General features: G+C 75.1%; 22 protein-coding genes and 1 riboswitch. Of the genes, 8 read left to right on the top strand and 14 right to left on the bottom strand.

What is annotated here, in order from left to right; translation table 11 throughout:
* Nucleotides 1-151: 151 nt before the first annotated feature.
* The 4 genes from OG689_RS09120 to cobN all read right to left on the bottom strand — a co-directional run bounded on the left by OG689_RS09120 (nt 152) and on the right by cobN (nt 5,652).
* Complete coding sequence (locus tag OG689_RS09120; protein WP_266319229.1) at nt 152-1,177, bottom strand: NAD(P)-dependent alcohol dehydrogenase; 1,026 nt, start codon at nt 1,175-1,177, stop codon at nt 152-154.
* Nucleotides 1,174-1,371, bottom strand: coding sequence for a helix-turn-helix transcriptional regulator (locus OG689_RS09115; protein WP_323189378.1), 198 nt, complete (start codon nt 1,369-1,371; stop codon nt 1,174-1,176). Before OG689_RS09115 ends, OG689_RS09120 begins: the two co-directional genes overlap by 4 nt.
* Before the next feature lie 53 nt (nt 1,372-1,424).
* Nucleotides 1,425-1,853 carry a hypothetical protein gene (locus tag OG689_RS09110; protein WP_266319225.1) on the bottom strand — a complete coding sequence of 143 codons (429 nt, stop codon included), beginning with the start codon at nt 1,851-1,853 and terminating at the stop codon, nt 1,425-1,427.
* 160 nt (nt 1,854-2,013) lie between these two features.
* Nucleotides 2,014-5,652: a cobaltochelatase subunit CobN gene (gene cobN, locus OG689_RS09105; protein WP_266319223.1), complete on the bottom strand. Its 3,639-nt coding sequence runs from the start codon at nt 5,650-5,652 to the stop codon at nt 2,014-2,016.
* Nucleotides 5,653-5,831: 179 nt separating this feature from the next.
* Nucleotides 5,832-5,957: riboswitch (cobalamin riboswitch) on the bottom strand.
* Nucleotides 5,958-6,046: 89 nt separating this feature from the next.
* On the opposite strand from cobN, the gene cobG reads away from it, so the two are divergent.
* The 3 genes from cobG to OG689_RS09090 are packed head-to-tail and all read left to right on the top strand — an operon-like array spanning nt 6,047 to nt 9,467.
* Entirely contained in the window at nt 6,047-7,327 is a 1,281-nt protein-coding gene (cobG, locus tag OG689_RS09100; RefSeq protein WP_266319221.1) for a precorrin-3B synthase, read from the top strand.
* Nucleotides 7,324-7,950: a precorrin-8X methylmutase gene (locus OG689_RS09095; RefSeq protein ID WP_266319220.1), complete on the top strand. Its 627-nt coding sequence runs from the start codon at nt 7,324-7,326 to the stop codon at nt 7,948-7,950. Before cobG ends, OG689_RS09095 begins: the two co-directional genes overlap by 4 nt.
* Nucleotides 7,947-9,467: a precorrin-2 C(20)-methyltransferase gene (locus OG689_RS09090; RefSeq protein ID WP_266319219.1), complete on the top strand. Its 1,521-nt coding sequence runs from the start codon at nt 7,947-7,949 to the stop codon at nt 9,465-9,467. The genes OG689_RS09095 and OG689_RS09090 overlap by 4 nt, the downstream gene beginning before the upstream one ends.
* An 81-nt stretch (nt 9,468-9,548) precedes the next feature.
* Here the strand turns inward: OG689_RS09090 and OG689_RS09085 are convergent, their stop codons facing one another.
* The 3 genes from OG689_RS09085 to OG689_RS09075 all read right to left on the bottom strand — a co-directional run bounded on the left by OG689_RS09085 (nt 9,549) and on the right by OG689_RS09075 (nt 12,304).
* Nucleotides 9,549-10,409: an SDR family NAD(P)-dependent oxidoreductase gene (locus OG689_RS09085; protein ID WP_266319217.1), complete on the bottom strand. Its 861-nt coding sequence runs from the start codon at nt 10,407-10,409 to the stop codon at nt 9,549-9,551.
* Nucleotides 10,406-10,999: a TetR/AcrR family transcriptional regulator gene (locus tag OG689_RS09080; protein ID WP_266319216.1), complete on the bottom strand. Its 594-nt coding sequence runs from the start codon at nt 10,997-10,999 to the stop codon at nt 10,406-10,408. The genes OG689_RS09085 and OG689_RS09080 overlap by 4 nt, the downstream gene beginning before the upstream one ends.
* Nucleotides 11,000-11,116: 117 nt before the next feature.
* Nucleotides 11,117-12,304: an LLM class flavin-dependent oxidoreductase gene (locus tag OG689_RS09075; protein WP_266319215.1), complete on the bottom strand. Its 1,188-nt coding sequence runs from the start codon at nt 12,302-12,304 to the stop codon at nt 11,117-11,119.
* Between the two features lie 475 nt (nt 12,305-12,779).
* Between OG689_RS09075 and OG689_RS09070 the strand changes: the two genes are divergently transcribed.
* Nucleotides 12,780-13,913, top strand: coding sequence for a cobalt-precorrin-5B (C(1))-methyltransferase (locus OG689_RS09070; protein WP_266319214.1), 1,134 nt, complete (start codon nt 12,780-12,782; stop codon nt 13,911-13,913).
* Nucleotides 13,914-13,922: 9 nt separating this feature from the next.
* On the opposite strand, the gene OG689_RS09065 is transcribed toward OG689_RS09070, so the two are convergent.
* Entirely contained in the window at nt 13,923-14,606 is a 684-nt protein-coding gene (locus OG689_RS09065; RefSeq protein ID WP_266319213.1) for an ATP-binding protein, read from the bottom strand.
* A 233-nt stretch (nt 14,607-14,839) separates the two neighbouring features.
* Between OG689_RS09065 and OG689_RS09060 the strand changes: the two genes are divergently transcribed.
* Nucleotides 14,840-15,598, top strand: a complete 759-nt coding sequence (locus tag OG689_RS09060; RefSeq protein ID WP_266319212.1) for a GntR family transcriptional regulator — start codon at nt 14,840-14,842, stop codon at nt 15,596-15,598.
* A gap of 173 nt (nt 15,599-15,771) precedes the next feature.
* On the opposite strand, the gene OG689_RS09055 is transcribed toward OG689_RS09060, so the two are convergent.
* Both OG689_RS09055 and OG689_RS09050 read right to left on the bottom strand, forming a co-directional pair.
* Nucleotides 15,772-17,991, bottom strand: a complete 2,220-nt coding sequence (locus tag OG689_RS09055; RefSeq protein WP_266319211.1) for an NADP-dependent isocitrate dehydrogenase — start codon at nt 17,989-17,991, stop codon at nt 15,772-15,774.
* A 304-nt stretch (nt 17,992-18,295) separates the two neighbouring features.
* Nucleotides 18,296-18,718, bottom strand: coding sequence for an HGxxPAAW family protein (locus tag OG689_RS09050; protein WP_266319209.1), 423 nt, complete (start codon nt 18,716-18,718; stop codon nt 18,296-18,298).
* Nucleotides 18,719-18,881: 163 nt separating this feature from the next.
* On the opposite strand from OG689_RS09050, the gene OG689_RS09045 reads away from it, so the two are divergent.
* Entirely contained in the window at nt 18,882-19,379 is a 498-nt protein-coding gene (locus OG689_RS09045; protein ID WP_266319208.1) for a MarR family transcriptional regulator, read from the top strand.
* A 62-nt stretch (nt 19,380-19,441) separates the two neighbouring features.
* Here OG689_RS09045 and OG689_RS09040 read toward each other — a convergent pair whose 3' ends face one another.
* From OG689_RS09040 to cbiE, 3 genes are read right to left on the bottom strand one after another with little or no spacing between them, the layout of a single operon-like run.
* Nucleotides 19,442-20,278: a cobalt-precorrin-6A reductase gene (locus OG689_RS09040; protein ID WP_266319206.1), complete on the bottom strand. Its 837-nt coding sequence runs from the start codon at nt 20,276-20,278 to the stop codon at nt 19,442-19,444.
* Complete coding sequence (gene cobM / locus OG689_RS09035) at nt 20,278-21,039, bottom strand: precorrin-4 C(11)-methyltransferase (RefSeq protein ID WP_266319205.1); 762 nt, start codon at nt 21,037-21,039, stop codon at nt 20,278-20,280. Before cobM ends, OG689_RS09040 begins: the two co-directional genes overlap by 1 nt.
* A 9-nt stretch (nt 21,040-21,048) precedes the next feature.
* Nucleotides 21,049-22,377 carry a precorrin-6y C5,15-methyltransferase (decarboxylating) subunit CbiE gene (cbiE, locus tag OG689_RS09030; protein ID WP_266319203.1) on the bottom strand — a complete coding sequence of 443 codons (1,329 nt, stop codon included), beginning with the start codon at nt 22,375-22,377 and terminating at the stop codon, nt 21,049-21,051.
* A gap of 248 nt (nt 22,378-22,625) precedes the next feature.
* Here cbiE and OG689_RS09025 point away from each other — a divergent pair, with 248 nt between their 5' ends.
* Complete coding sequence (locus OG689_RS09025; RefSeq protein WP_266319202.1) at nt 22,626-24,086, top strand: catalase; 1,461 nt, start codon at nt 22,626-22,628, stop codon at nt 24,084-24,086.
* 111 nt (nt 24,087-24,197) lie between these two features.
* Here OG689_RS09025 and OG689_RS09020 read toward each other — a convergent pair whose 3' ends face one another.
* Entirely contained in the window at nt 24,198-24,614 is a 417-nt protein-coding gene (locus OG689_RS09020) for a gamma-glutamylcyclotransferase family protein (protein WP_266319200.1), read from the bottom strand.
* A gap of 151 nt (nt 24,615-24,765) precedes the next feature.
* On the opposite strand from OG689_RS09020, the gene OG689_RS09015 reads away from it, so the two are divergent.
* Nucleotides 24,766-25,893: an EamA family transporter gene (locus tag OG689_RS09015; RefSeq protein WP_323189268.1), complete on the top strand. Its 1,128-nt coding sequence runs from the start codon at nt 24,766-24,768 to the stop codon at nt 25,891-25,893.
* The last annotated feature ends 58 nt before the right edge of the window (nt 25,894-25,951 follow it).

Below are 25,951 nucleotides of genomic sequence, written 5' to 3'. Positions count from 1 at the left end.
TCGGTGCGTAATGTCACCAGGCCACGCGACCGGTGACGGTCGAAGAGTTTCACCCCGCCCGCCTGCCCGCGTTTTTGCCGGGGCATGCCCGGGCCGCCCGTCCTGCGGCAGGACGGGGGCGTCCTTCGGCAGGACGGGCGCGGCGGCGCGCTCAGGCCGCCGGGCCCTCCTGCGGGCCGGCCGCCTCCGGCCTGGCAGCCTCCGGGCCGGCCACGGTGATCGCCACCTTGCCGCGGGCGTGACCCCCGGCGAGATACCGGACGGCCCGGGGGACTTCGTCCAACCGGAAGGTCCGGTCGAGCAGCGGGGTGACCCGGCCCGCCTCGATCAGCCCGGCCAGCACACCCAGGTCGGCCCGGCCCGGTACGGCGAGCAGGCCACGCAGTCGTTGGCGGACGAAGGGCGAGAGCAGCAGCGCCCGGAGTGCCCGGTCGGTGCCGCCCAGCCACCGGCCGTCGTGCTCCCCGCCGACGATCACCAGCGTCCCCCGCGGGGTCAGCGCGCGCCGCAGCCGTGACAGCGGGCGGTTGCCCGCCGTGTCGACGATCAGGTCGTAGCGCCGCGGCCCGTCGGTGAAGTCCTCGCGGGTGTAGTCGCTGACGTGGTCGGCGCCGAGCGAGCGGACCAGCTCCGCCTTCGCGGGGCCGCACACCCCGGTGACCTCCGCGCCGAAGGCCTTGGCCAGCTGCACCGCGAACGACCCCACCCCGCCGGCCGCGCCGATCACCAGGACCTGCTGTCCCGCCCGCACCCGCCCGGCGTCGCGCAGCGCCCGCAGGGCGGTGACCGCGGACACCGGGACGACGGCCGCCTGTTCGAAGGTCAGGTTCGCCGGCTTCGGCGCGCAGCGCTCCGGCCGGACCAGGGCGTACTCGGCGAAGGAGCCCGCGCCGGTGCCGAACACCTCGTCGCCGACCCGGAGGTCCCGCACGCCGGGGCCGGTCGCCGCGACCCGCCCCGCGACGTCCAGGCCGCGGGTGCGCACCCGCGGGGCGCGGAGCCCGACGCCGAGCCGCACCAGGTAGGGAAGTCCGGTCGTCAGGTGCCGGACGCCGGGGTCGACACCGGCCGCGCGCACCCGCAGCAGGACCTCGCCGGGGCCGGGCACCGGCCGCTGGACGTCCCGCAGTTCCAGTACCTCGGGCGGGCCGTACCGGTCCTGGACGACGGCTTTCACGAGGGGTCTCCTTCACTGCCCGGCCCGGCGGCCGGCTGGTGGTCCGGGTACTGGAAGACGTCGTCGAGCGGGACGGCGAAGGCCCGGGCGATCTGGAAGGCCATCTCCAGCGAGGGGGAGTAGCGGCCCTGCTCGATGGCGATCACGGTCTGGCGGGTGACGCCGATCCGGGCCGCCAGCTCCGCCTGGGTCATCTCCCCGTGGGTGAACCGCAGGGCGCGGATCACGTTGGTGACCTTGGTCGGCTTCACCATCCGGGGAGCCCCCGGCGGTAGGCGACGATCTTGGCGGCGGAGCCGAGCACGGCGGACAGGACGAAGGCGAGGTACGTCGCGTTGGCGATCCAGAACGGGTCCGTCCGGGCCAGCGCCATGCCGAGCGCCGCCACCCCGCCGAGCACCACGAAGGACTGGCCGACGCGTTCGCCGAAGCGGTAGATCTCGCGGTCCCGCTGGTCCTTGCCGCCGCAGTCCTCGCGGGTGGTGGCCGCGGCCGCGATGTTGAGCACGACGGTGGCCACCACCGAGGCGGCGACGCTCCACAGCAGCGCGGCCGCGTACGGCACTTCGGCGAGCGGCGTGCCGTCGGCGGCGCCGAGGACGGCGGTGAGGTACGCGGCGTAGGCCGCGACGGTCACCACGCCCATGATCCATACGCGTTTCTCTTCGAGTGGCATGCCATCAATGTAAAGAATCCCAGACATCATGTCTATGTTCTTTGACATCCGACCTCGGCGGCCCCGGTGCGGTGGAGGAGGGCGCCGGACGCCGCCACGAAACAGGGCTGCCCCGACCGTGACGGTCGGGGCAGCCCTGCGGGACGGGGGCGGGGGCGGATCAGCCCTCGCCCTCCAGGTCGCCCTCGGTCTCCAGGAAGGCCGCCTGCAGTTGCTCGATCAGCTCCGGGTCGGGCTCGGCCCACAGGCCACGGCTCGCCGCCTCCAGCAGCCGCTCGCTGATCCCGTGCAGCGCCCAGGGGTTGGCGCCGGCCAGGAACTCCCGGTTGGTGGGGTCGAGCACGTACTCCTGGGTGAGCTTCTCGTACATCCAGTCGGCCACCACACCGGTGGTGGCGTCGTAGCCGAACAGGTAGTCGACGGTCGCCGCCATCTCGAAGGCGCCCTTGTAGCCGTGCCGGCGCATCGCCTCCATCCAGCGCGGGTTGACCACCCGGGCACGGAAGACTCGGGCCGCTTCCTCGGTGAGGGTGCGGGTGCGGACGGTCTCCGGGCGGGTCGAGTCGCCGATGTACGCCGTCGGGGCCTTCCCGGTGAGCGCCCGGACGGTGGCCACCATGCCGCCGTGGTACTGGAAGTAGTCGTCCGAGTCGGCGATGTCGTGCTCGCGGGTGTCGGTGTTCTTCGCCGCCACGGTGATCCGCTTGTACGCCGTCTCCATCTCCTCGCGGGCCGGGCGGCCCCCGAGGTCGCGGCCGTAGGCGTAGCCGCCCCAGACCGTGTAGACCTCGGCCAGGTCGGCGTCGGTGCGCCAGTCCCGGCTGTCGATCAGCTGGAGCAGGCCGGCGCCGTAGGTGCCCGGACGGGAGCCGAACACCCGGACGGTGGCCTTGCGCTCGTCGCCGTGCACCGCGAGGTCGGCCTGGACGTGCGCCCGGACGTAGTTCTGCTCGTCCGCCTCCTCCTGGCGGGCGGCCAGGCGCACCGCGTCGTCCAGCAGGTTGACCACATGCGGGAACGCGTCCCGGAAGAAGCCCGAGATGCGCAGCGTCACGTCGATCCGCGGCCGGCCGAGCTCGGCCAGGTCGATCGCCTCCAGGCCGGTGACCCGGCGCGAGGCGTCGTCCCAGACCGGGCGCACGCCGAGCAGTGCGAAGGCCTCCGCGATGTCGTCGCCGGCCGTGCGCATCGCGCTGGTCCCCCAGAGCGAGAGGCCGACCGAGGACGGGAACGCGCCGTCGTTGTCCGCCTGGTAACGCTCCACCAGCGAGGCGGCCAGCGCCTGGCCGGTCTCCCAGGCGAGCCGGCTGGGCACCGCCTTCGGGTCGACGGAGTAGAAGTTGCGGCCGGTCGGCAGCACGTTGACCAGCCCGCGCAGCGGCGAGCCGGACGGCCCGGCCTTGACGAAGCCGCCGCCCAGCGCGTGCAGCACCGCGTCCAGCTCGTCGGTGGTCGCGGCGAGCCGCGGGACGAGCTGGCGGGCCCCGAAGTCCAGCACCTCGGCGACGGCCGGCGGCAGCCCGGCGGCGACCTTCTCGACCGCCTCCGGCGCCCAGTCCTCGGCCTCCATCGCCTCGACCAGCTCGCGGGCCTTCGCCTCGGCCGCGTCGGTGGCGCCCAGCTTCAGCGCCGCCTCGTCCAGGCCGAGCGCCTCGCGCAGGCCGGGCAGCGCGGCGACGCCGCCCCAGATCTGCCGGGCCCGCAGGATGGCCAGCACGATGTTGACCCGGTCGACGCCGGCCGGGGCCTGGCCCAGCACGTGCAGGCCGTCCCGGATCTGGGCGTCCTTCACCTCGCAGAGCCAGCCGTCGACGTGCAGCAGGAAGTCGTCGAAGCCGTCGTCCTCGGGACGCTCGTCCAGGCCGAGGTCGTGGTCGAGCCGGGCGGCCTGGATCAGCGTCCAGATCTGGGCGCGGACGGCCGGCAGCTTGGCCGGGTCCATCGCGGCGATGTTGGCGTGCTCGTCGAGCAACTGCTCCAGCCGGGCGATGTCGCCGTAGCTCTCGGCGCGCGCCATCGGCGGCACCAGGTGGTCGACCAGGGTGGCGTGCGCGCGGCGCTTGGCCTGGGTGCCCTCGCCCGGGTCGTTCACCAGGAAGGGGTAGACCAGCGGCAGGTCGCCGAGCGCGGCGTCCGGGCCGCACTCCGCGGACAGCGCCGCGGTCTTGCCGGGCAGCCACTCCAGGTTGCCGTGCTTGCCGAGGTGGACGACCGCGTCGGCGCCGAAGCCGCCGTCCTCCTGGGCGGCCGCGATCCAGCGGTAGGCGGCCAGGTAGTGGTGCGAGGGCGGCAGGTCGGGGTCGTGGTAGATCGCGACCGGGTTCTCGCCGAAGCCGCGCGGCGGCTGGATCAGCACCAGCAGGTTGCCGGCCCGCAGCGCCGCCAGCACGATGTCGCCGTCGGGGTTCCTGCTGCGGTCCACGTACAGCTCGCCCGGGGCCGGGCCCCAGTGCCGCTCGACCTCCTCGCGCAGGCCGGCCGGCAGCTCGGCGTACCAGCGGCGGTAGTCCGCGGCGGGGATCCGGACGGGGTTGCGGGCGAGCTGGTCCTCCGTCAGCCAGTCCTGGTCGTAGCCGCCGGCCGCGATCAGGGCGTGGATCAGCGCGTCACCCTCGTGCGAGTCGTCGCCGTCGGCGGCCGGCGCCAGGCCGGGCAGCGCGTCCGGGCCGTCCAGCGGGCCGAGGTCCATGCCCTCCTCGCGCAGCCGGGACAGCAGGCGCACCGCGCTGGCCGGGGTGTCCAGGCCGACCGCGTTGCCGACCCGGGCGTGCTTGGTCGGGTACGCGGAGAGCACCAGCGCGAGCCGGCGCTCGGCGGCCGGGATGTGCCGCAGGCGGGCGTGCCGCACCGCGATGCCGGCCACCCGGGCGGCCCGCTCGGGGTCGGCGGCGTAGACGGTCAGGCCGTCCTCGTCCAGCTCCTTGAAGGAGAACGGGACGGTGATCAGGCGGCCGTCGAACTCGGGGACGGCGACCTGGGTGGCGGTGTCCAGCGGGGACAGGCCGTCGTCGCTGGCCTCCCAGGCGGCGCGCGACCAGGTCAGGCAGAGCGCCTGGAGGATCGGGCGGTCCAGCGCGGCCAGCGCGCCCGCGTCCCAGGCCTCCTCGTCGCCGCCGGCCGAGGCGTCGGCGGGGCGGGTGCCGCCGGCCGCCAGCACGGTGGTGACGATCGCGTCGGCCTGCCCCAGCTCGGCCAGCAGTTCGGGCTCGGCGCCGCGCAGCGAGGAGCAGAACAGCGGGCGGGGGCGGGCGCCCTTGTCCTCGATCGCCCGGCAGAGCGTCTCGACGAAGGCGGTGTTGCCGCTCATGTGGTGGGCGCGGTAGTAGAGCACCGCGATCACCGGGCCGTCGGCGTTCTCCGCCGTCGCGGTGCGCTCCAGCGGCCCCCACTCGGGCGCGGAGGCGGGCGCGGCGAAGCCGTGGCCGGTGAGCAGCACGGTGTCGGAGAGGAAGGCGCCGAGCTCGGCGAGGTTCGCCGGGCCGCCGTGCGCGAGGTAGGCGTGCGCCTCGGCGGCGATGCCGGCCGGGACGGTGGACAGCTCCATCAGCTGGGCGTCCGGGGCCTGCTCGCCGGTCAGCACGATCACCGGGCGGGGGCCGGCCAGCAGCGCGTCCAGGCCCTCCTGCCAGGCGCGGCGCCCGCCGAGCAGCCGGACCACCACCAGGTCGGTGCCCTCCACCAGCGCGGGGAGGTCGGTGGCGGTGAGCCGGGCGGGGTTGCCGAGGCGGAAGCCGACCGGGCCCTCGGACGCGCGGGCGCTCAGCAGGTCGGTGTCGGAGGTCGACAGAAGCAGGATCATGCGAAGGCCCTCCCGGCCTCGATGGCGGGCAGGGTCACGAGCACGGGTGTCGGCGCGGGTCCGGGCCCGGTCAGGGGCACGGCGCCCGGCGCGGGCAGGAGCCCGGGCGCAGGCATGCGGCAGCGCATAGGTCGAGCCTTCCTCGGGGTCCGCGCCCCGTGGGGGATCCCCGGCCGTCGGGCCGGGGGGATCGGGACGGCAGGAGTTCCTGGCTCCCACGGTCGGTGAACCGTGGTCACAGTGGCGGGACCGCACCGGGTTTTCACCGGTTTCCTCCCCTTTGCGCCGTCTCTGGCGTGAGCGGACCCCGAAGGATCCGCCCGGGAGCATAGTAGGGGCTGGGGGTGATCCACGGGACAGAGTCCCCGGCCGGATCCTGGGTATGCTCGCGGCCATGTCACCCTCACCCGACCTCGCAGGACCGGGCCCCGGCGTGCCCGACCGGGCGCGCGGGGACGCGTGTCCGGGGGCCCTTCGCCTACACACCGCCGACGACGGCGCGCTCGCCCGAGTCCGGCTGCCCGGCGGTCTGCTGACGGTCGGTCAGGTTCTCGCGCTGGCCGACGCGGCCGAGCAGCTCGGGGACGCGCAGCTGGAGACCACCTCGCGCGGCAACGTCCAACTGCGCGGCCTCCCCGAGGGCTGCGGGCAGGACCTCGGCGCCCGGTTGCGGGCCGCCGGCCTGCTGCCCTCCGACCGGCACGAGCGGGTCCGCAACATCGTCGCCTCGCCGCTCGCCGGCGTCGACGGCAACGGGCATGCGGACGTGACCACTTGGGCCCGCGAACTGGACGCCGCCCTGTGCGCCGCGGACTGGTCCACCGGGCTGTCCGGCCGCTTCCTGTTCGCCCTCGACGACGGCCGCGGCGACGTCGCCGGGCTCGACGCCGATGTGACATTGATCGCAAGCCCCGACGGCCAGGCACTCCTGCGCCTCGGGCGTGCCACCACCGGGCCGCGGGTGCCGGCCGGGCAGGCCGTCGCCACCGCGCTGCGCGCCGCCGAAGACTTCCTCACGCTGCTGCGCGAGAGCGGCACCAAGGCCTGGCGGATCCGCGAGGCCGACCCGGACGGCACCCGGCTGACGCCGCCCGGGACCGTCCTCGTCCCGCTGCCCGCCCTGCCGGGAGCGCTGCCGCAGGCCGGCCCGGTGACCGGACCGGACGGACGGCACGGCCTCTCGGTCGGACTGCCGTTCGGACGCGCCGGCGTCGCGCAGTGGCGGCTGCTCGCGGCGGCCGCCACCGACGGCGCCGGCGAACTGCGGGTGACCCCCTGGCGCGGTGCGGTGCTCCCCGGCCTCGACCCCGCCCGGTCGCCCGGGTGGGCCGACCGGCTGGCCGCCGCCGGCCTCGGACTCGACCCGCACTCCCCGTGGGAACGCGCCATGGCCTGCACCGGCACCCCCGGCTGCGCCAAGTCCCTGGCGGACGTCCGCGGTGACGCGGCCCACGCCCTCGCGACCGCCGGCCCCGGTGCCGGCGGCCTGCTGCCCGTGCACTGGTCGGGCTGCGAGCGGCGCTGCGGGCATCCGGCGGGCGAGTGGGTGGACGTGCTCGCCACGCCGGACGGATACCGGGTGGCCGTCCGCCGCCCGGACGTCACGTCCACCGACCAAGCAACGACAACGCAACAGATGGCCGACGCAGTGGCCCGGGCCCGGAGGACCAAGTGATCGAGTACGAGAAGGACGGGGCGGCGATCTACCGCGAGTCCTTTGCCACCATCCGGGCCGAGGTCGACCTTGCGGGCCTGCCCGCCGACGTCTCGCAGGTCGTGGTGCGCATGATCCACGCGTGCGGCATGACCGACCTGGTCGAGGACCTGCTGTGGTCCCCGGGCGTGGTGGCGGACGCGCGCAGGGCGCTGCGCGCCGGCGCGCCGATCCTCTGCGACGTGTCGATGGTCGCCAGCGGGGTGACCCGCAAGCGGCTGCCCGCCGACAACGAGGTGATCTGCACCCTCTCCGACCCCTCGGTCCCCGAGCTGGCGAAGAAGATGGGCAACACCCGCAGCGCCGCCGCCATGGAGCTGTGGCTGCCCCGGCTGGAGGGCGCGGTGGTCGCCGTGGGCAACGCGCCGACCTCGCTGTTCCGGCTGCTGGAGCTGATCGAGGCGGGGGCGCCGCGCCCGGCCGCCGTGATCGGCGTCCCGGTCGGCTTCATCGGCGCCGCCGAGTCCAAGCAGGCCCTGGCCGAGCATCCCTCCCGGCTGGAGCACCTGGTGGTCCGCGGCCGGCGCGGCGGCAGCGCGATGGCCGCCGCCGCCATCAACGCGATTGCGAGTGAAGAAGAGTGACGGACAGTCAGGCAACCATAGGTGGCACCGGGCGCCTCTACGGCGTCGGCCTGGGCCCCGGCGACCCGTCGCTGGTCACCGTCCGCGCCGCCGAACTCATCGGCAAGGCGGACGTGGTGGCGTACCACAGTGCCCGGCACGGCCGCTCGATCGCCCGCTCCATCGCCGAGCGGTACCTGACGGAAGGTCAGATCGAGGAGAAGCTGGTCTACCCGCTGACCGTCGAGACCACCGACCACCCCGGCGGTTACCGCGGCGCGATCGACGAGTTCTACGAGGAGGCCGCCGCCAGGCTGGCCGCCCACCTGGACGCCGGCCGCGACGTGGTGGTGCTCGCCGAGGGCGACCCGCTCTTCTACGGCTCCTACCAGCACATGCACAAGCGCCTCGCGCACCGATACCCGACCGAGGTGGTGCCCGGCGTGACCTCGGTCAGCGCCGCCGCCGCCCGGCTCGGCCGCCCGCTGGTGGAGGCCGAGGAGGTGCTGACCATCCTGCCCGGCACCCTGCCGGAGGAGGAGCTGGCGGCCCGGCTGGCCTCCACCGACTCGGCCGTGATCATGAAGCTCGGCCGGACCTTCCCCACCGTGCGCCGCGCCCTGGAGCGGGCCGGCCGGCTGGAGGACGCCCAGTACGTCGAGCGCGCCACCATGGCCGCCGAGCGGACGGCCCCGCTGGCCGAGGTCGACCCGGACACCGTCCCGTACTTCTCGGTGGCCGTACTGCCCAGCCGGATCGACCGGCCCGTCCCGGCCCCCGTGCCGGGCGAGGGCGAGGTGGTGGTGGTCGGCACCGGCCCCGCCGGGCCGCTCTGGCTCACCCCGGAGGCCCGCGGCGCCCTCGCCGGCGCCACCGACCTGGTCGGCTACACCACCTACCTGGACCGCGTGCCGGTCCGCGCCGGCCAGCAGCGGCACGGCTCGGACAACAAGGTGGAGGCCGAACGGGCCGAGTTCGCCCTCGACCTGGCCCGGCGCGGCCACCGGGTGGCCGTGGTCTCCTCCGGCGACCCCGGCGTCTTCGCGATGGCCACCGCCGTCCTGGAGGCCGCCGGCGCCGACCCGTACCGCTCGGTGCCCGTCCGGGTGCTGCCCGGCATGACCGCCGCGCACGCCGCCGCCTCCCGGGTCGGCGCGCCGCTCGGTCACGACTACGCGGTGGTCTCGCTCTCCGACCGGCTCAAGCCCTGGACGGCGATCGCCCGCCGGCTGCGCGCCGCCGCCGAGGCCGATCTGGTGCTGGCGCTCTACAACCCCGGTTCGAAGAGCCGCACCACGCAGGTCGGGCTGGCCCGCGACCTGCTGCTCGAACACCGCGCCCCGGAGACGCCCGTGGTGATGGCCCGGGACGTCGGCGGCCCCACCGAGCGGGTGCGGACCGTCCGGCTGGCCGATCTGGACCCGGCCGAGGTCGACATGCGGACCCTGCTGCTGATCGGCTCCTCGCAGACCCGGATCGTCGAACGCGACAACGGCACCGAGGTCGTCTGGACCCCGCGCCGCTACCCCGAGGACTGACGAAGGTGGCGCGGCACCGGCTCCGGGTATGTTCCGGGGCCGGTGCCGCGCCCGTCCGGTTGTCCGTACCGCGCGCGCCCTCTAGCGGGCCGTGGCAGGGAAGTTGAGCCGCATCACGGCGTCGAAGGCGACGTCGGGCAGCAGCCGCCGCGCGCCCATGGTGGCCCGCGCCAGCGTGCCGATGGCGTACCGGGCCCGGGGGCGGGCCGTGGTGGCCGCCCGGACGATGACCTTGGTCGCGGCCTCGGCCGGCACCGCGCCGCTCCGCCGGTTGAAGGTCCGGTTGGCGTACATGTCGGCGAGTTCGGCGCGGAACCGGCCGTAAGGGTCCTGCTCGTCGTGGGCCGCGCCGCCCCGCATGGTGTCCACCGCCGTGCCGGCGAAATCGGTGATGGTCGGGCCGGGCTGGACCACCACGACCTTCACCCCGAACGGCGCGACCTCCAGCCGCAGCGAGTCGCTGATCGCCTCCACCGCGTGCTTGCTGGCGTGGTAGAAGGCGCCGCCGGGCGGGCTGAAACGGCCGCCCATGGACGAGATGTTGACGATCCGTCCGCTCCCGGCGCGGCGCATTGCGGGCAGCACCAGCTGGGTCATCCGGACCAGCCCGAAGACGTTGGTCTCGAACTGCCGGCGCACCTCGTCGGGGGTGGCCAGCTCGACCGGCAGGTGCAGTCCGTACGCGGCGTTGTTGACCAGGATGTCCACGGCGCCGCGCTCGGCCTCGATCCGCGCGACGGCGGCCGCCATCGACTCCTCGTCGGTGACGTCCAGGGGGAGGGTGGCGAGGCCCTCGGCCGCCAGGTCGGCGAGCGTCTCGGGGCGCCGGGCGGTGGCGTACACCTGGTGGCCCAGCCGGTGCAGGGCGAGCGCGGTGCGGCGGCCCATGCCGGTGGAACAGCCGGTGATCAGGACGGTCTGCGGTCGGGCGGGGGTGCTCACGAGTCGGCCTTTCGGTGCAGGAGGTCCCAGACGGCGTCTTCCGCCACCTTGAGGGACGCGGGGGAGAGTTTGCCGATGCCGCCGGGGCGCAGGTGCTTGACCAGCCCGGTGAACGCGCCGATGGCGAGGGCGACCAGCTGCTGCGGGTCGCCGTCGCGGAGCTCGCCGGAGCGCTGGCCGCGCTCGATGAAGTCGCAGGCGACCCGGTCGACCTCGGCGGCCAGCGCCTGGCTCTCCGGGGCGAGGAAGGTGTCGTGCTGCTGGTGCTCCAGGAACACGAACGCGTCGTGGGAGCTGCCCGCGTAGCGGGTGAAACCCAGCCAGAACCGGCCGAACTCCTCGCGGACGGAGTGCACCGGCCCGCCCTCGACCAGCGCGTCGTTCAGCTGGTCGAGCAGGCCGCGCTTGGCGTACTGGAAGGCCGCGTTGCCGAGCGCCTCCTTGCTGGGGAAGTACCGGTAGATGCTGCCGACGCCGACCCCGGCCCGCTGGGCGACGGCGGGCATCTGGGTGCCTTCGTAGGTGCGCTCGGCGAAGAGGGAGAGCGCGCTGTCCAGGAGCTGCTGGGCGATGTCGGTTTTTCTGGGCACGGAATGAATGTTCATTCCGCTTAGGTCCGATGTCAAGCACCGACGGCGTCCGGGGGTGCGGCAGGCCGCCGAAGCGGTCCGCCGCACCCCCGGAAGGCAGGCCGGTCGTGCGGGCTCCTACAGGGCGGCGTCCCCGTGTCCGTGCGCGTCCCCGGGTCCGTCCCCGTGCCCGCCGTCGTCTCCGACCTCGGGCAGGCCCAGGTGGCCGCGCAGGGTCGCCGACGTGTACGCCGTCCGGAACAGGCCGCGCCGCTGGAGCTCCGGCACCAGGCCGTCCACCAGCGCGTCGAGGTCCTCGGCGAGCAGGGCCGGCCGCAGTCGGAACCCGTCCGCCCCGCCGTCGCGGAACCACTCCTCCAGGCGGTCCGCCAGTCCGGCCGGGGAGCCGGCGAACACGGCGGCGTCGCTGGTGAAGGGCTCGCCGTCGAGGGCGTCCAGGTCCGCCAGCCGCTCCTGCGCGGCCGCCTCGGTGCCCGCCAGCACCACGTTCAGGTCCGCGAACACCCGGAAGGACCGGTCCGCCCGGCCGGCCTCCTTGCGCAGCCCGTCCAGTTCCTCTCGGATCTCCAGCAGGCCGGCGGTGTCCGCCGGCGTGACGAAGGCGACCTCGGCGTGCCGGGCCACCAGGCGGTAGGGGATGGTGGCGTGCCCGAGGATCGCGATCACCGGTCGGCCCTGCGGCGGGCGGGGGACCCGGGCGCTGCCGGTGGCCCGCACATGGACGCCGTCGAAGTCCGCCGGGCGGATCAGCGCCTCGTCCACGAACCGCCCGCCCGCCAGGTCGCCGAGCAGCGCACCGGGCGCCCAGCTGTCCCAGTAGCCCAGCACTGCCCGGGTGAACTCGTCCGCCTCGTCGAAGAGTTCGATGAACAGCGGCCCGCCCTCGGGCTCCAGCGCCAGCTTCTGCTGCTCGGGCGTGACGTCCACCCGGGGCCGCCAGCCGGCCCGTCCGGCGCTCAGGTGGTCCAGGGTCGCGATCCGGTCCGCCACCTCGCCCGGGAGGCGGCCGGTCAGGCCGGTCGGCACCAGCCCGATCCTGCTGGTCGCCGCGGCCGCCACCGCCAGCACCTGGGCCGCCTCCAGCCGGCCGTGCGCCCGCCCCTCCCGCCGGGCGTGGATCGGCCGGGAGTCGTCCAGCGTGACGAAGTCCAGCAGCCCCTCCTCGGCCCGCCGCACCGCGTCCAGGTGCAGCGCGGCGGAGCCGAAGGCCGACTGCGGGGTGCGGGCGGTGCGCCGCCAGGCGGCCGGGTGGGCCCCGAACCCGTCCAGGGATACGGCGAGATGCAGCTGGCGTCCGACGGTCATGGTCACTCCCGGGTGCTTCGCGGTGACGGACCGTCCGCCCCCGTCCCAGCGTGGCGGTGGAGTACGAACGTTGTGCTGCGACTGTGTGAACCATGCCCGGCGCCGGGCCGGGTGGCGCCCCCCGGGCCCGAGCGTTCCCACGGCCTTGCCGTCCGGCAGGCCCGTGATCACCGGCGGGCGGTGGCCGAGCGGGAGCATCCGCAGCCATGGCCGGCCGTCCCGGGTGCGGGGGCGTGCACCGCGCGCCGGCCGCCTACCGGGACCCAGCTGGGACGATCGGCGGCCGACAGGGGAACATGGACGGTGGCGGCCACCCCGGCCGCGGTGCGGGCGACAGGGCTGGTGAAGGGACGGGTGGCGTCGATGGGAGCGTCCACTGGCTGGGTGCGGGGCGACGCGGCCGGGGTGGCCGGGGTGGCCGGGCCGCCGCCGGCCGGGGTTCGCCGGGCGGCGGTCCCGACCGCGAGGGGCACCCGTGGCTGAGCTCGGCGGCCGGGCGGCCCAGCTGAGGAGCAGCGGGCTGCGGCACGGCTGGACGACCGGCGCCTGCGCGACCGCGGCCACCAAGGCCGCGTACACGGCGCTGCTCACCGGGGCCTTTCCGGACCCGGTGACGATCACCCTCCCGAAGGGCCAGCAACCGGCGTTCGCGCTCGCGGTGGAGGAGTTGACGGTCGGTCAGGCGATGGCGGGGGTGGTGAAGGACGCCGGGGACGACCCGGACGTCACCCACGGCGCGCTGATCCGCTCGACCGTACGCCGGGGCGAGCCGGGCAGCGGGGTGGTGTTCCGGGCCGGGCCCGGGGTGGGGACGGTCACCAAGGCCGGGCTGCCGCTGCCGGTGGGGGAGCCGGCGGTCAACCCGGTGCCCCGGCAGATGATGCGGGACGCCGTCGCGGAGGTGGCGGCGGCCCACGGGGGCAGCGGCGACTTGGTGGTGGAGCTCTCGGTCGACCACGGCGAGGAGATCGCCCGTTCCACCTGGAACCCCCGGCTCGGCATCCTGGGCGGCCTGTCGATCCTGGGCACCACCGGCATCGTGGTGCCCTACTCCTGCTCGGCGTGGATCGACAGCATCCGGCGCGGGGTGGACGTCGCCCGGGCCGCCGGGCGGACGCACGTGGCCGGCTGCACCGGTTCGACGTCGGAGAAGGTCGCCGTCGCCGTGCACGGGCTGCCCGAGGACGCGCTGCTGGACATGGGCGACTTCGCCGGCGCGGTGCTCAAGTACCTGAAGCGCCACCCGGTGCCCCGGCTGACCATCGCGGGCGGGTTCGCCAAGCTCTCCAAGCTGGCCGCCGGGCACCTGGACCTGCACTCGGCCCGCTCCCAGGTCGACAAGGGCTACCTGGCGGGCCTGGCCCGCGAGGGCGGTGCCGGGCCGGAGCTGGTCCGGGCCGTCGCCGATGCCAACACCGCGCTGGAGGCGATCCAGCTCTGCCGGGCGGCCGGTGTGCCGCTCGGCGACCTGGTGGCCCGGGCGGCCCGGGCCACCGCGCTGGGGGTGCTGGTCGGCTCGCCGGTCGCCGTCGACGTGATCTGCATCGACCGGGCGGGCACCGTCGTCGGCCGCGCCGACCCGCTGGGCCCGGCCGCCGGGGGCTCCTGACCGGCGCGGCTACCGCGCCAGCGCGGGCCGGGCCGGGTCGTGTTCCGTGCCCGTACGGCGCCGTACCCGCGGGCTCCTGGGCACCGCCGCGCCGGTCGTCGGCCCGGGCCACGGGAACCGCGTCCCGCTCCGTGCCGTCCGGACCCGGGCGAAGCGCCGGGCGAACCTGCCCGCGCCGGGATCCGTACCGGGTTCCGCCCCGCCGTTGCGGTCGGGGCCGGCGGCGGGGCGGGGGATCGCGGCGGGCCGGCGGGCCGCCGCGCAGGCGGGGGGCGCGGTGCCGGGCGGTACGGCGAGGTGCGCCCAGGCGGCCTTGTGGTGCGGGAACTCCAGGAACCCCCAGCGCAGGGCCAGGGTGTCGACGATGTGCAGGCCCCGGCCGGACTCCTGGTCCTCGCCGGCCGCCGGCGGGCCGTCGGGGTACTGCCGGGAGCGGTCGTGGACCTCGACGGCGAGTATCCCGGGCCCGTGGAGCCGCAGGTGGATGTGGACCTCGGAGCCCCCGCCGTGCCGGATGGCGTTCGTCACCAGCTCGGTGACGACGAGTTCGAGGTCGGTGGTGTCCTCGATCGGGATGCCGAGAGCGCGGACCTCGGCCACGGCCCTGGCCCGCACGCCCGCGACTTCCCGCGGGGCGGACGGGACCGCCCAGGTGGCTCGGGGGAGGAAGGAGATGTCTGCTGAATCGGACATGGCGGTCCTTCGTACGGCGATCGGGCGGCGGTTGCTCCACGGGTCCGACGGGTGCCGGGTGAGGTCGGGGGGGCCTCGGTCCAGGCGGTGGGGACACTTTTCAGTGAAGCCATGATCTCTAGAGAAGTCAATAACCTCTCTAGAGAAATGGCCGGTTCGGGATGCGCAGCACCGATAGCAGGCCGAGCGGTGCCGCCCTAGGATGTCTAGAGAGGAAGCGAGGAATCGAACCCATGGCCAACTCGGACAACCGTCGGCAGCCCAAGTACCAGCAGATCGCCGATGCCCTCAAAGAGGCCGTCAGGACCGGCGAGTACGCGCCCGGCGACCGCCTCCCCGGCGAGAACGACCTCATGGCCACCTACGAGGTGGCGCGGATGACGGCCCGTCAGGCCCTGGGTGTGCTGCAGAGCGAGGGGATCGCGGAGGCCCGCAAGGGGGTGGGCGTTTTCGTCCGGGTCTTCCAGCCGCTGCGGCGGCAGGGCATCAAGCGGCTGTCCGCAGGGCAGTGGGGTTCGGGACGTTCGATCTGGTCCGCCGACATAGCGGAGCGCGTCCTGGTGGTGGACCAGGTGAACGTGGCGGAGTCGACGGCGCCGGCCCGGGTGGCCGAGGTGCTCGGGGTGGACCCGGCGCGTCCGGTCTGCGTCCGCAGCCGCCGGTTCGTGCTCGACGGCAAGCCCGTCCTGCTGTCCAACTCCTACCTCCCGGTGGACCTGGTCGCCCGCTCGGCGATAACCGAGGAGGACACCGGACCGGGCGGCACCTACGCCCGGCTCGCCGAACTCGGCCACAAGCCCGTGCACTTCCGCGAGGAGATCCGGTCCCGGATGCCCTCCCAGGACGAGGCGGACCGGCTGCGCCTCTCCGCCGGCACCCCCGTGATGCTGATCTGCCGCACCGCGTTCGCCGAGGACGGCCGGGCCGTCGAGGTGAACGAGATGACGCTCGACTCCGCCTCGTACGTGCTGGAGTACGACTTCGACGCCTGAGCGCCCGCGGGCTGCTCCTGCGGCCCCACGGCCCGGCACCGGCCCCACGGCCGCCCCGGCCCCCGCCAGGCCCCGTCCACGCGAAAGGTCCCGCGGACCGTCGCCAGGACGGTCCGCGGGACCTCTCACTCATACGCTTGCGGGCCCCCGCGGGGACTCGTGCCGGCCCGGGGTCAGCCCAGGGTCGCGACGGCCTCGTTGAAGGTCGCCGACGGACGCATCACGGCCGCCGCCTTGGCGGGGTCGGGCTGGTAGTAGCCACCCAGGTCGGTCGCCGAACCCTGGACCGCGATCAGCTCGGCGACGATGGTCTGCTCCTGCTCGGTGAGCGTCTTGGCGAGTGCCGAGAACGCCTCCGCGAGCTGGGTGTCGTCGCTCTGCTTGGCCAGCTCCTGGGCCCAGTAGAGAGCCAGGTAGAAGTGGCTGCCGCGGTTGTCGATGCCACCGAGGCGGCGGCTCGGCGACTTGTCCTCCTCCAGGAAGCTGCCGGTGGCCCGGTCCAGCGTGTCGGCGAGGACCTGGGCGCGGGCGTTGCCCGTGGTCTGCGCGAGGTGCTCGAAGCTGACGGCCAGCGCGAGGAACTCGCCCAGGCTGTCCCAGCGGAGGTAGTTCTCCTTGACCAGCTGCTGGACGTGCTTCGGGGCGGAGCCGCCGGCGCCGGTCTCGAAGAGGCCGCCGCCGTTGATCAGCGGGACGACCGAGAGCATCTTGGCGCTGGTGCCCAGCTCCAGGATCGGGAACAGGTCGGTGAGGTAGTCGCGCAGCACGTTGCCGGTCACCGAGATGGTGTCCTCGCCGCGGCGGATGCGCTCCAGCGAGAAGGCGGTGGCCTTCTCCGGCGACAGGATCTCGATCTGCAGCCCGTCGGTGTCGTGCTCCGGCAGGTACGCGTTGACCTTGGCGATCAGGTTGGCGTCGTGGGCGCGGCTCTCGTCCAGCCAGAACACCGTCGGGTTGCCGGTGGCGCGGGCGCGGTTGACGGCGAGCTTCACCCAGTCGCGGATCGGCACGTCCTTGGTCTGGCACATGCGGAACACGTCGCCGGCGTCGACCGGCTGCTCCAGCACGACCTCGCCGGCGCCGTCCAGGACCCGGACCGTGCCGGCGGCGGCGATCTCGAAGGTCTTGTCGTGGCTGCCGTACTCCTCGGCCGCCTGCGCCATCAGGCCGACGTTCGGCACCGAACCCATGGTGGCCGGGTCGTAGGCGCCGTTGGCGCGGCAGTCGTCGATGACGACCTGGTAGATGCCCGCGTAGCTGCTGTCGGGGATGACGGCGAGGGTGTCGGCCTCCTTGCCGTCCGGGCCCCACATGTGGCCGGAGGTGCGGATCATGGCCGGCATCGACGCGTCGACGATGACGTCGCTCGGGACGTGCAGGTTGGTGATGCCGCGGTCCGAGTCGACCATCGCGAGGGCCGGGCCCTCGGCGAGCTCGGCGTCGAACGAGGCCTTGATCTCGGCGCCCTGGGCCAGCGAGTCCAGGCCCTTCAGGATGCCGCCGAGGCCGTCGTTCGGGCTCAGGCCGGCCGCCGCGAGCACCTCGCCGTACTGGGCGAAGGTCTTCGGGAAGAAGGCGCGCACCACGTGGCCGAAGATGATCGGGTCGGAGACCTTCATCATGGTGGCCTTGAGGTGCACCGAGAACAGCACACCCTCGCTCTTGGCGCGGGCGACCTGGGCGGCGAAGAACTCGCGCAGCGCGGCGACGCGCATGACGGAGGCGTCCACGACCTCACCGGCGAGGACCGGGACCGACTCGCGCAGCACGGTGGTGGTGCCGTCGGCGGCCGCCAGCTCGATCCGCAGCGCGCCGGCCTCGGCGATCACGACGGACTTCTCGGTGGAGCGGAAGTCGTCGGCGCTCATGTGGGCGACGTTCGTCTTCGACTCGGGCGTCCAGGCACCCATGCGGTGCGGGTGCGCCTTGGCGTAGTTCTTCACCGAGGCGGGCGCGCGGCGGTCGGAGTTGCCCTCGCGCAGCACCGGGTTGACGGCGCTGCCCTTGACCTTGTCGTACCGGGCGCGGACGTCGCGGTCCTCGTCGGTCTTCGGGTCGTCCGGGTAGTCCGGCAGCGCGTAGCCCTGCGCCTGCAGCTCCGCGACCGCGGCCTTCAGCTGCGGTACGGAGGCCGAGATGTTCGGCAGCTTGATGATGTTGGCCTCGGGCGTCTTGGCGAGCTCGCCGAGCTCGGCGAGCGCGTTGTCGATGCGCTGGCCCTCCTCAAGACGCTCCGGGAAGCTGGCGATGATGCGCCCGGCCAGGGAGATGTCGCGCGTCTCCACGCTGACGCCCGCCGTCGAGGCGTAGGCCTGGACCACCGGCAGGAACGAATACGTTGCCAGGGCCGGGGCCTCGTCGGTGTGCGTATAGATGATGGTCGAGTCAGTCACCGTTACTCCGCTTCACGTCTACAACGTCTCGATATCAAGATATCTCGTGCCTGCCCCTCTCCGACACCCAACCCCCGTGTCGAGCGACGGCGAACCGGCCGCCGCCGGCGGCCGGGCGCCGGCCGGGGCGCCCCCGTTCCCAGGGTGACCTGCTCGCGGCCGGTGCGCCGCTCGGCGGCGCCGGGCGGGACGGACCCGCGCCGTGGGCGCGGCCGGGTCGCGGGGCGAGTCCGTCCCGGCGGCGGGTGAACGGTGGAGTGCCGGAGTGCCGGGGTGCCGGAGTGCCGGAGTGCCGCGGCGCCGCTCAGCGGGCGTCGGCCGGCGCGGTGCGGGTGCTCCCGGCCCGGGTACCTGCGGCCGCCGGTGCTGCGGCTGCCGGGGCCGGGGCCGGCCCGCCGTGCGGGCGGGGGACGGGCAGGGCGTGCGGGCGCCGCCCGGCCAGGCGGCAGCCGAGGCAGTCGGGATGGCCCTGGCGGGCGGCGGTGTCACGGGTGCGCCAGTCGCGGCGGCCGGCGGGGCGGGGGCCGGTGGGCTTGCCCCGGCCGGCCAGGTGCAGCAGCCAGGTGGCGAGGGCGGCAAGGACGAGGACCGCGCCGCCGGCCCGGAGGCCGGCGGGGGAGCCGGCGACGAAGGCCAGGCCCATGACGGTGCTGCCGGCGATGGTCAGGGCGCTGCCGGTCCAGCCGGCGACGGTGTGGCCCATGTCGTGGTCGCCGTGTGTGGACATGTCGACTCCTGGGATGGCGTGGTGATGGGGAGGGGGTGGGGCAGGCGGGGGCGCCCCCGGACAGTGGTGCGGCGGGTGTGCGGGTGCGCCGGCCGGGGAGAATGGGGGCCGGGAGACAAATTATCTCACGAGCTAAGTAGCTTAGATCGTAAGGGGAATCTCTGTGGAGGGCAAGGAGCGCCCGGAGGCGACGGCCGCGCAGGCGCTGTACGCGATGGACCGGATGATCGCGCTGGCCCAGTTCGGGCAGCAGGACATCGCGGGGCGGCTCGGGCTGAACGTCACCGACCTCACCTGCCTCGGCTTCGTCATCGAGGCCGCCCTGGCCGGCGAGTCGCTCACGGCGGGGGACCTGGCCGAGCGGGCCCGGCTGACCACCGGCGCCGTGACCGGCGTGCTCAACCGGCTGGAGAAGGCGGACTACACCCGCCGGGAGGCGGACCCCAAGGACCGCCGCCGGGTCCGGGTGGCGATGGAGGACACCGCGCAGGCCCGCATCATGGCGGTCTACGGCCCGTTCTACGAGCGGCTGGGCGCCCTGTTCGGCGACTACACCCCCGACGAGACCGCCGTACTGGCGGACTGGTTCACCCGCGCCAAGGCCGCGATGCAGCTCTCGCTGGACGAGATCAGGGAGGGCGGGGCGGCGCCCGGCGTCTGACCGCCGGCGCGGCACGGCACGGCGCGCCGGGCGCCCTGGTCAGCGGATCGGCCCGCCGCCGGTCAGTCGGTCGGCCCGCCCTCCGTCAGCCAGGCGACCGCCGCCGCCACGTCCTCGGCCACCGGTACGCCGCCCGGCAGCTCCGGGCGGCGGACGATCACCACCGGGAGGCCCAGCTCGCGGGCGGCGGTGAGCTTGGGGGCGGTGGCGGCGCCGCCGCTGTCCTTGGTGACCAGGACGTCGATGCGGTGCTCACGCAGCAGGGCCCGCTCGTCCGCGAGCGTGAACGGACCACGGGCCAGCAGGACTTCGGTGTGCGCGGGCAGCGGCTCCGCGGGCGGGTCGACCGAGCGGGCCAGGAAGCGCAGCGCGTCCAGGCCGGCGAAGGCGGCCATGCCCTGGCGGCCGGTGGTGAGGAAGACCCGGCGGCCGAGGGCGGGCAGCGCGGCCGCGGCCTCGGGCAGCGAGGCCACCGGGTGCCAGCGGTCCCCCTCGGCGGGGCTCCAGCCGGGGCGCCGCAGGGCGAGCAGCGGCACGCCTGCGGCGGCGGCCGCCTCGGCGGCGTTGCGCGACATCACCTCGGCGAACGGATGGGTGGCGTCCACCAGGGCGTCGATGCGCTCGGCGCGCAGCCAGTCGGCGAGGCCCTCCGCGCCGCCGAAGCCGCCGATCCGCACCTGTCCGGCGGGCAGCCGCGGCTCGGCCACCCGTCCGGCCAGCGAACTCGTCACCAGCCGGCCCGGGTCGGCGGCCGGCCCGGTGGCCAGCGCCGCCGCCAGCAGGCGGGCCTCGGTGGTGCCGCCGAGGATCAGCACCCGGCGCGGCGCGGGGCGGACGGGGCCGGCCGCGGCGGGGTGTGCGCAGGCCTGGCCGGCCCCGGCGGCGTCGGACCGGGGCATCAGGCGCCGCAGGCCTCGTGCGGGCGCTCGCGCCCGGCCGAGTAGAGGTGGCTGTCGCGGAACTGCTCGGCGCCCAGCGTCCGGCCGACCAGGATGACGGCCGTGCGCACCACGCCGGCGGCCTTGACCTGGCCGGCGATGTCGGCGAGCGTGCCGCGCAGCACCAGCTCGTCCGGCCGGCTGGCCATCGCGACGACGGCGGCCGGGCAGTCGGCGCCGTAGTGCGGCAGCAGCTCCTCGACCACGTCGTCCACGTACCCGGCGGCCAGGTGCAGCACCAGCAGGGCGCGGCTGCGGCCGAGCGTCGCGAGGTCCTCGCCCTCGGGCATCGGGGTGGCGCGCTTGGCGACCCGGGTCAGGATCACGGTCTGGCCGACGGTCGGCACGGTCAGCTCGCGCTTGAGCGCGGCGGCGGCCGCGGCGAACGCGGGGACGCCGGGGACCACCTCGTACGGGATGCCCGCCGCGTCCAGCCGGCGCATCTGCTCGGCGACGGCGCTGAACACGGACGGGTCGCCGGAGTGCAGCCGGGCGACGTCCTGGCCGGCCTCGTGGGCGGCGGTGATCTCGGCGACGATCTGGTCGAGGGTCAGCTGGGCGGTGTCGACCAGCCGGGCGTCCGGCGGGCATTCGGCGAGCAGTTCCCGGGGGACGAGGCTGCCGGCGTAGAGGCAGACCCCGCAGCGGGCCAGGGTCCGGGCCCCGCGCACGGTGATCAGGTCGGCGGCGCCGGGGCCGGCCCCGATGAAGTGGACGGTCATGAGGGGCTCCTACTGAACGGCGGGCGGCTGCGTCGGGAGGGACGGCTGCGTCGGGCGGGACGACGGGGCGGGCGGTGGGTCGGCCGGGAGGTCGGCCGGGAGGCCGGACGGCTTGACGGCGGACCACTGGGTGACGGGCATCGCCTGCCGCCAGCCGGTGAAGCCGCCCACCGGTACGGCGTGCGCGACGGCCAGCCGCAACAGCTCGCCACCGTGGCGGCGGTACCACTCGGTGAGCAGCGCCTCGGACTCCAGCGTGACGGTGTTGGCGACCAGCCGGCCGCCCGGCGGCAGCGCCGCCCAGCAGGCCTCCAGCAGACCGGGGACGGTGAGCCCGCCGCCGATGAACACGGCGTCGGGGACGGGGAGCCCGTCGAGGGCGGCGGGCGCCGGGCCGGTGACCACCCGCAGTCCGGGCACGCCGAGGGCGGCCGCGTTCCGGGTGATCCGGCCGGCCCGGACGGGGTCGCGTTCGATGCTGACGGCGCGGCAGTCGCGGTGCGCGCGCAGCCACTCGACGGCGATCGAACCGGAGCCGCCGCCGACGTCCCAGAGCAGTTCCCCGGGGGCGGGGGCGAGCGTGGCGAGGGTGGCGGCCCGGACGTGGCGCTTGGTCAGCTGGCCGTCGCTCTCGTACCGGGAGTCCGGCAGGCCCGGCACCACCGAGGTGCGGACGCCGTCGCCGGCGCAGTCGACCGCGATCAGGTTGAGCGGGTCGCCGGGCGGGTGCGGCCAGCCGTCGGCGGCGCCGTCCAGCTGCCGCTCGGCCGGGCCGCCGAGCTGTTCCAGCACCCGCAGCCGGCTGGCGCCGAAGCCGCGCGCGGTCAGCAGGGCGGCGACCGCCGCCGGGGTCGTCGCGTCGGCGCTGAGCACCAGCAGCCGGCGGCCGGGGTGGAGGGCCAGGGTGAGGCTGTCGAGCGGGCGGCCGACCAGGCTGACCACCTCGGTGGCCTCGAGCGGCCAGCCGAGCCGCGCGCAGGCGTGGCTGACCGAGGAGGGGTGCGGCAGGACGCGCAGCCGGTCGGCGCCGACCGTCTCGGCGAGCGTGCGGCCGATGCCGAAGAACATCGGGTCGCCGCTGGCCAGCACGCAGATCCGGCGGTCCTGGTGGGCGGCGAGCAGCCCGGCGACGGCGGGGCGCAGCGGAGAGGGCCAGCGGACCCGCTCGGCGGTGGCCTCGGCGGGCAGCAGGTCGAGCTGGCGCGGGCCGCCGATCACCACCTCGGCCTCGCGCAGGGCCTGCCGGGAGGTGTCGGCCAGGCCCGGCCAGCCGTCGGCGCCGATCCCGACGACGGTGATCGGGCGGCCCGCCGGCGCCGGGGCAGGGACGGTGGCCAACAGGTACTCCTCGCAGGTCCGGAAGGGGGCAGCGGCAGCCTACCCGGCGCTTCGCGCCCTGGTCGCGGGGCCCGTGGCCGCCGGCACGGGTGGAGGGCCGCGGTGCCGCCGGTGGCACCCGGGCGGGAGCGGGGGGCGAGGGCCGGTTCCGCCTCGGGACCGGCGGCGCCCGGGGCGACGCCGGGCAGGGACGGGACTGCTGGGTTAGGTTCGGCGAGGGGGTACCTCGGCACGTGACGGAGGACACCATGCCCGACTCAGCGGTTCCGTACACCACCAGCAACGCCGGCGTCCCGGTGCCGAGCGACGAGCACTCGCTCACGGTGGGACGGGACGGCCCGATCCTGCTGCACGACCACTACCTGATCGAGAAGATGGCCCAGTTCAACCGGGAGCGGGTGCCCGAGCGGGTGGTGCACGCCAAGGGCTCCGGGGCGTACGGCGTCTTCGAGGTGTCGGAGGACGTCAGCCGCTGGACGAAGGCGAAGCTCTTCCAGCCCGGCCGGCGGACCGAGCTGCTGGCACGGTTCTCGACCGTCGCGGGCGAGCAGGGCAGCCCGGACACCTGGCGCGACCCGCGCGGCTTCGCGTTGAAGTTCTACACCGAGGACGGCAACTACGACCTGGTGGGCAACAACACCCCGGTCTTCTTCGTCCGCGACACGATCAAGTTCCAGGACTTCATCCGCTCGCAGAAGCGGCGGCCGGACAACGGGCTGCGCGACCACGACATGCAGTGGGACTTCTGGACCCTGTCGCCCGAGTCGGCGCACCAGGTCACCTGGTTGATGGGCGACCGCGGCATCCCGAAGTCGTACCGTCACATGAACGGCTACGGCTCGCACACCTACATGTGGATCAACGCGGACGGCGAGCGGTTCTGGGTCAAGTACCACTTCAAGACCGACCAGGGCGTCGACTTCCTCACCCAGGAGGAGGCCGACCGGCTCGCCGGCAGCGACCCCGACCTGCACCGGCAGGACCTGTACGACGCGATCGACCGCGGCGAGCTCCCGTCCTGGACGCTGTACGTGCAGGTGATGCCCTTCGAGGCGGCCGCGGGCTACCGGTTCAACCCCTTCGACCTGACCAAGGTGTGGCCGCACGGTGATTTCCCGCTGGTCAAGGTCGGCCGGATGACCCTCAACCGCAACCCCGAGGACTTCTTCGTCCACATCGAGCAGGCCGCCTTCGAGCCGTCCAACCTGGTGCCCGGCATCAGCGTCTCGCCCGACAAGATGCTGCTCGGGCGGATCTTCTCCTACCCCGACACCCACCGGTACCGGATCGGCCCCAACTACGCGCAGCTGCCGCCGAACCGCCCGCACGTGCCGGTCCACTCGTACGCCAAGGACGGGCCGATGCGCTTCGACCCGAGCCGGGCGGGGGCGCCGTACGCGCCGAACTCCTACGGCGGCCCGGCCGCGGCGGCGGACCGCTTCGACGACCCGTCGGCCGGCTGGCGGACCGGGGGCGAGATGGTCCGTGAGGCGTACGGCCTGCACCCGGAGGACGACGACTGGGGCCAGGCGGGCACCATGGTCCGCGAGGTGCTGGACGACGCCGCCCGCGACCGGCTGGTCTCCAACATCGTCGGGCACCTGCTCGCGGGCGTGAGCGAGCCGGTGCTGGCGCGCGCCGTGCAGTACTGGCGCAACGTCGACAAGGATCTCGGCGACCGGGTGGCCGCCGGGGTCCGTACGGCGTGAGCGGCGGGCCGCCGGCCGGGTGACCGGCCCGGTGGCGGGCACCCGCGGCGGGTCCGGGTCCTGATCCGGACCCGCCGCCCGGCTGCGTGGGGCGGGCCGGCGGCGGACCGGTCAGCGCCGCGTCCAGTCGCCCGAGTCGATCGGCGCGGGGCCCGACCGCAGGCGGGCCGCGGTGCGCGGGCCGGCGAGGTAGACCCAGGCCTCGGCCTGGCCGTCGGCGGTCCGCACCGCCCGGCGCAGCCGGACGTACTCGCCGGAGCCGTCCGGCCGGCAGTCCTCCAGCCGGTCGAGGCCGGCCAGCACGGACGGGTACCCGGCCGGGAACACCGTCACCAACTCGCCGACCACCTGCCGGTCGGGGTCGGGGACGGCGTACGGGAAGCCGGGGCCCTCGTACAGGGCGGCGCCGGGCAGCACGGCGGGGCGGACGGCGGCGCAGAGCCCGTCCAGGTGTGCGGCGTGGTTGCGGCCGCCCGTTCGGAGTGTGCCGTACACGAAGAACGGAAGCTGGGCGGGGTCGGCGGGCACGGTTCGGGCCTCCTGGGGGCGTGCGTGGGGCGGGTGCGGGGAGGGGCCCACGGTAGCTCCGGCCGGGCCGGGCCGGATACCCACTGGCGCCAGGGGCCGATGGTGCGGTGTCATGGCGGGGTTCGTACAGCAGCGTCCCAGGGAGACACCCATGACAGCTCCGGCCCCGCAGAGACCCTCGGACGCCCCGGACGGCCCCGGCACCCCGGGCAGCGCCGACGGGACGGGAGGGCCCGGTCCGGCGGCGGGAGCCGTGGTCGAGGACGCCGTCGTCGAAGCGGTCGCCGGGCAGACCGCCGCCGTGAAGACCGTCGCCGTGAAGACCGTCGCTGTGAAGACCGCCGGCGGGCAGGCCGCCGCCGGGACGGCGAAGCCGCCCGCCGACCGGCCCCGGATCAGCGGCGCGGTCTGGGGCGCGCTCGCCATCGTCTACGTGCTCTGGGGATCCACCTACCTGGCGATCCGGATCACCATCGAGACCATGCCGACCTTCCTCTCGGCCGGCTCGCGGGCCCTCACCGCCGGACTGCTGCTGCTCGGCCTGGTCGCCTGGCGCCAGGGCCCGGCCGCCGTCCGGGTGACCGGGCGCCAGCTCCGGTCCGCCGCCCTGGTCGGCGTGCTGCTGCTGACCGGCGGCAACGGCCTGGTGGTGCTCGGCGAGCACTCCATCCCGTCCGGGCTGGCCGCCCTGCTGGTCGCGATCGTCCCGCTCTGGATGGTGCTGCTGCCGATCGCGTTCGGCGGCGCCCGCCCGCGCCCGGCCGCGCTCGGCGGGGTGCTGCTCGGACTGGCCGGCCTCGCCGTCCTCTCCTCCCCGGCCTTCGGCGGGGACATCGCGATCGGCGGGGTGATCTCCGTGGTGGCGGCGACCCTCACCTGGGCGGCCGGCTCCTTCGCCGCCCGCCGGATCGACATGCCGCGCAACGCCTTCGCGGCCAGCGCCTACCAGATGATCGCCGGCGGCATCGCCAGCCTGCTGGTCGCGCTGGGCCGCGGCGAGCAGCACGGCTTCGACCCCGCGCAGGTCTCCGGGCGGTCCTGGCTGGCCCTCGCCTACCTGGTGGTCTTCGGCTCGCTGGTGGCCTTCACCGCGTACGCCTGGCTGCTCCAGTCGGCGCCGCTGACGCTGGTCGCCACCTACGCCTACGTCAACCCGGTGGTGGCGGTGCTGCTCGGCTGGCTGGTCCTCTCCGAGCCGCTGACCGGGCCGATCCTGCTGGGTGGCGCGATTGTGGTGGCGGCCGTGTGTGTGGTCGTCAGCACCGAACGAAGGCGCTGAGCGGCGGCGCCGAGCGACGGCGCGGGTGAGCTCGGCCCCGACGCCCGGTGAGCGGGAC

Source organism: Kitasatospora sp. NBC_00240, assembly GCF_026342405.1.
Classification (GTDB): Bacteria; Actinomycetota; Actinomycetes; order Streptomycetales; family Streptomycetaceae; genus Kitasatospora.
Note: the sequence above shows the minus strand (reverse complement) of the source record. Positions and strands in the feature narration are given on the sequence as shown.

Excerpts from the sequence above, each read along its gene's own strand:
- OG689_RS09050 (WP_266319209.1), bottom strand. The coding sequence starts at position 18,718 with ATGTCCACACACGGCGACCACGACATGGGCCACACCGTCGCCGGCTGG.
- OG689_RS09040 (WP_266319206.1), bottom strand. The coding sequence starts at position 20,278 with ATGCCCCGGTCCGACGCCGCCGGGGCCGGCCAGGCCTGCGCACACCCC.
- OG689_RS09110 (WP_266319225.1), bottom strand. The coding sequence starts at position 1,853 with ATGCCACTCGAAGAGAAACGCGTATGGATCATGGGCGTGGTGACCGTC.
- OG689_RS09065 (WP_266319213.1), bottom strand. The coding sequence starts at position 14,606 with ATGTCCGATTCAGCAGACATCTCCTTCCTCCCCCGAGCCACCTGGGCG.
- cobN (WP_266319223.1), bottom strand. The coding sequence starts at position 5,652 with ATGATCCTGCTTCTGTCGACCTCCGACACCGACCTGCTGAGCGCCCGC.
- OG689_RS09060 (WP_266319212.1), top strand. The coding sequence starts at position 14,840 with ATGGCCAACTCGGACAACCGTCGGCAGCCCAAGTACCAGCAGATCGCC.
- OG689_RS09115 (WP_323189378.1), bottom strand. The coding sequence starts at position 1,371 with ATGACCCAGGCGGAGCTGGCGGCCCGGATCGGCGTCACCCGCCAGACC.
- cobM (WP_266319205.1), bottom strand. The coding sequence starts at position 21,039 with ATGACCGTCCACTTCATCGGGGCCGGCCCCGGCGCCGCCGACCTGATC.
- OG689_RS09025 (WP_266319202.1), top strand. The coding sequence starts at position 22,626 with ATGCCCGACTCAGCGGTTCCGTACACCACCAGCAACGCCGGCGTCCCG.
- OG689_RS09015 (WP_323189268.1), top strand. The coding sequence starts at position 24,766 with ATGACAGCTCCGGCCCCGCAGAGACCCTCGGACGCCCCGGACGGCCCC.
- cobG (WP_266319221.1), top strand. The coding sequence starts at position 6,047 with ATGTCACCCTCACCCGACCTCGCAGGACCGGGCCCCGGCGTGCCCGAC.
- OG689_RS09075 (WP_266319215.1), bottom strand. The coding sequence starts at position 12,304 with ATGACCGTCGGACGCCAGCTGCATCTCGCCGTATCCCTGGACGGGTTC.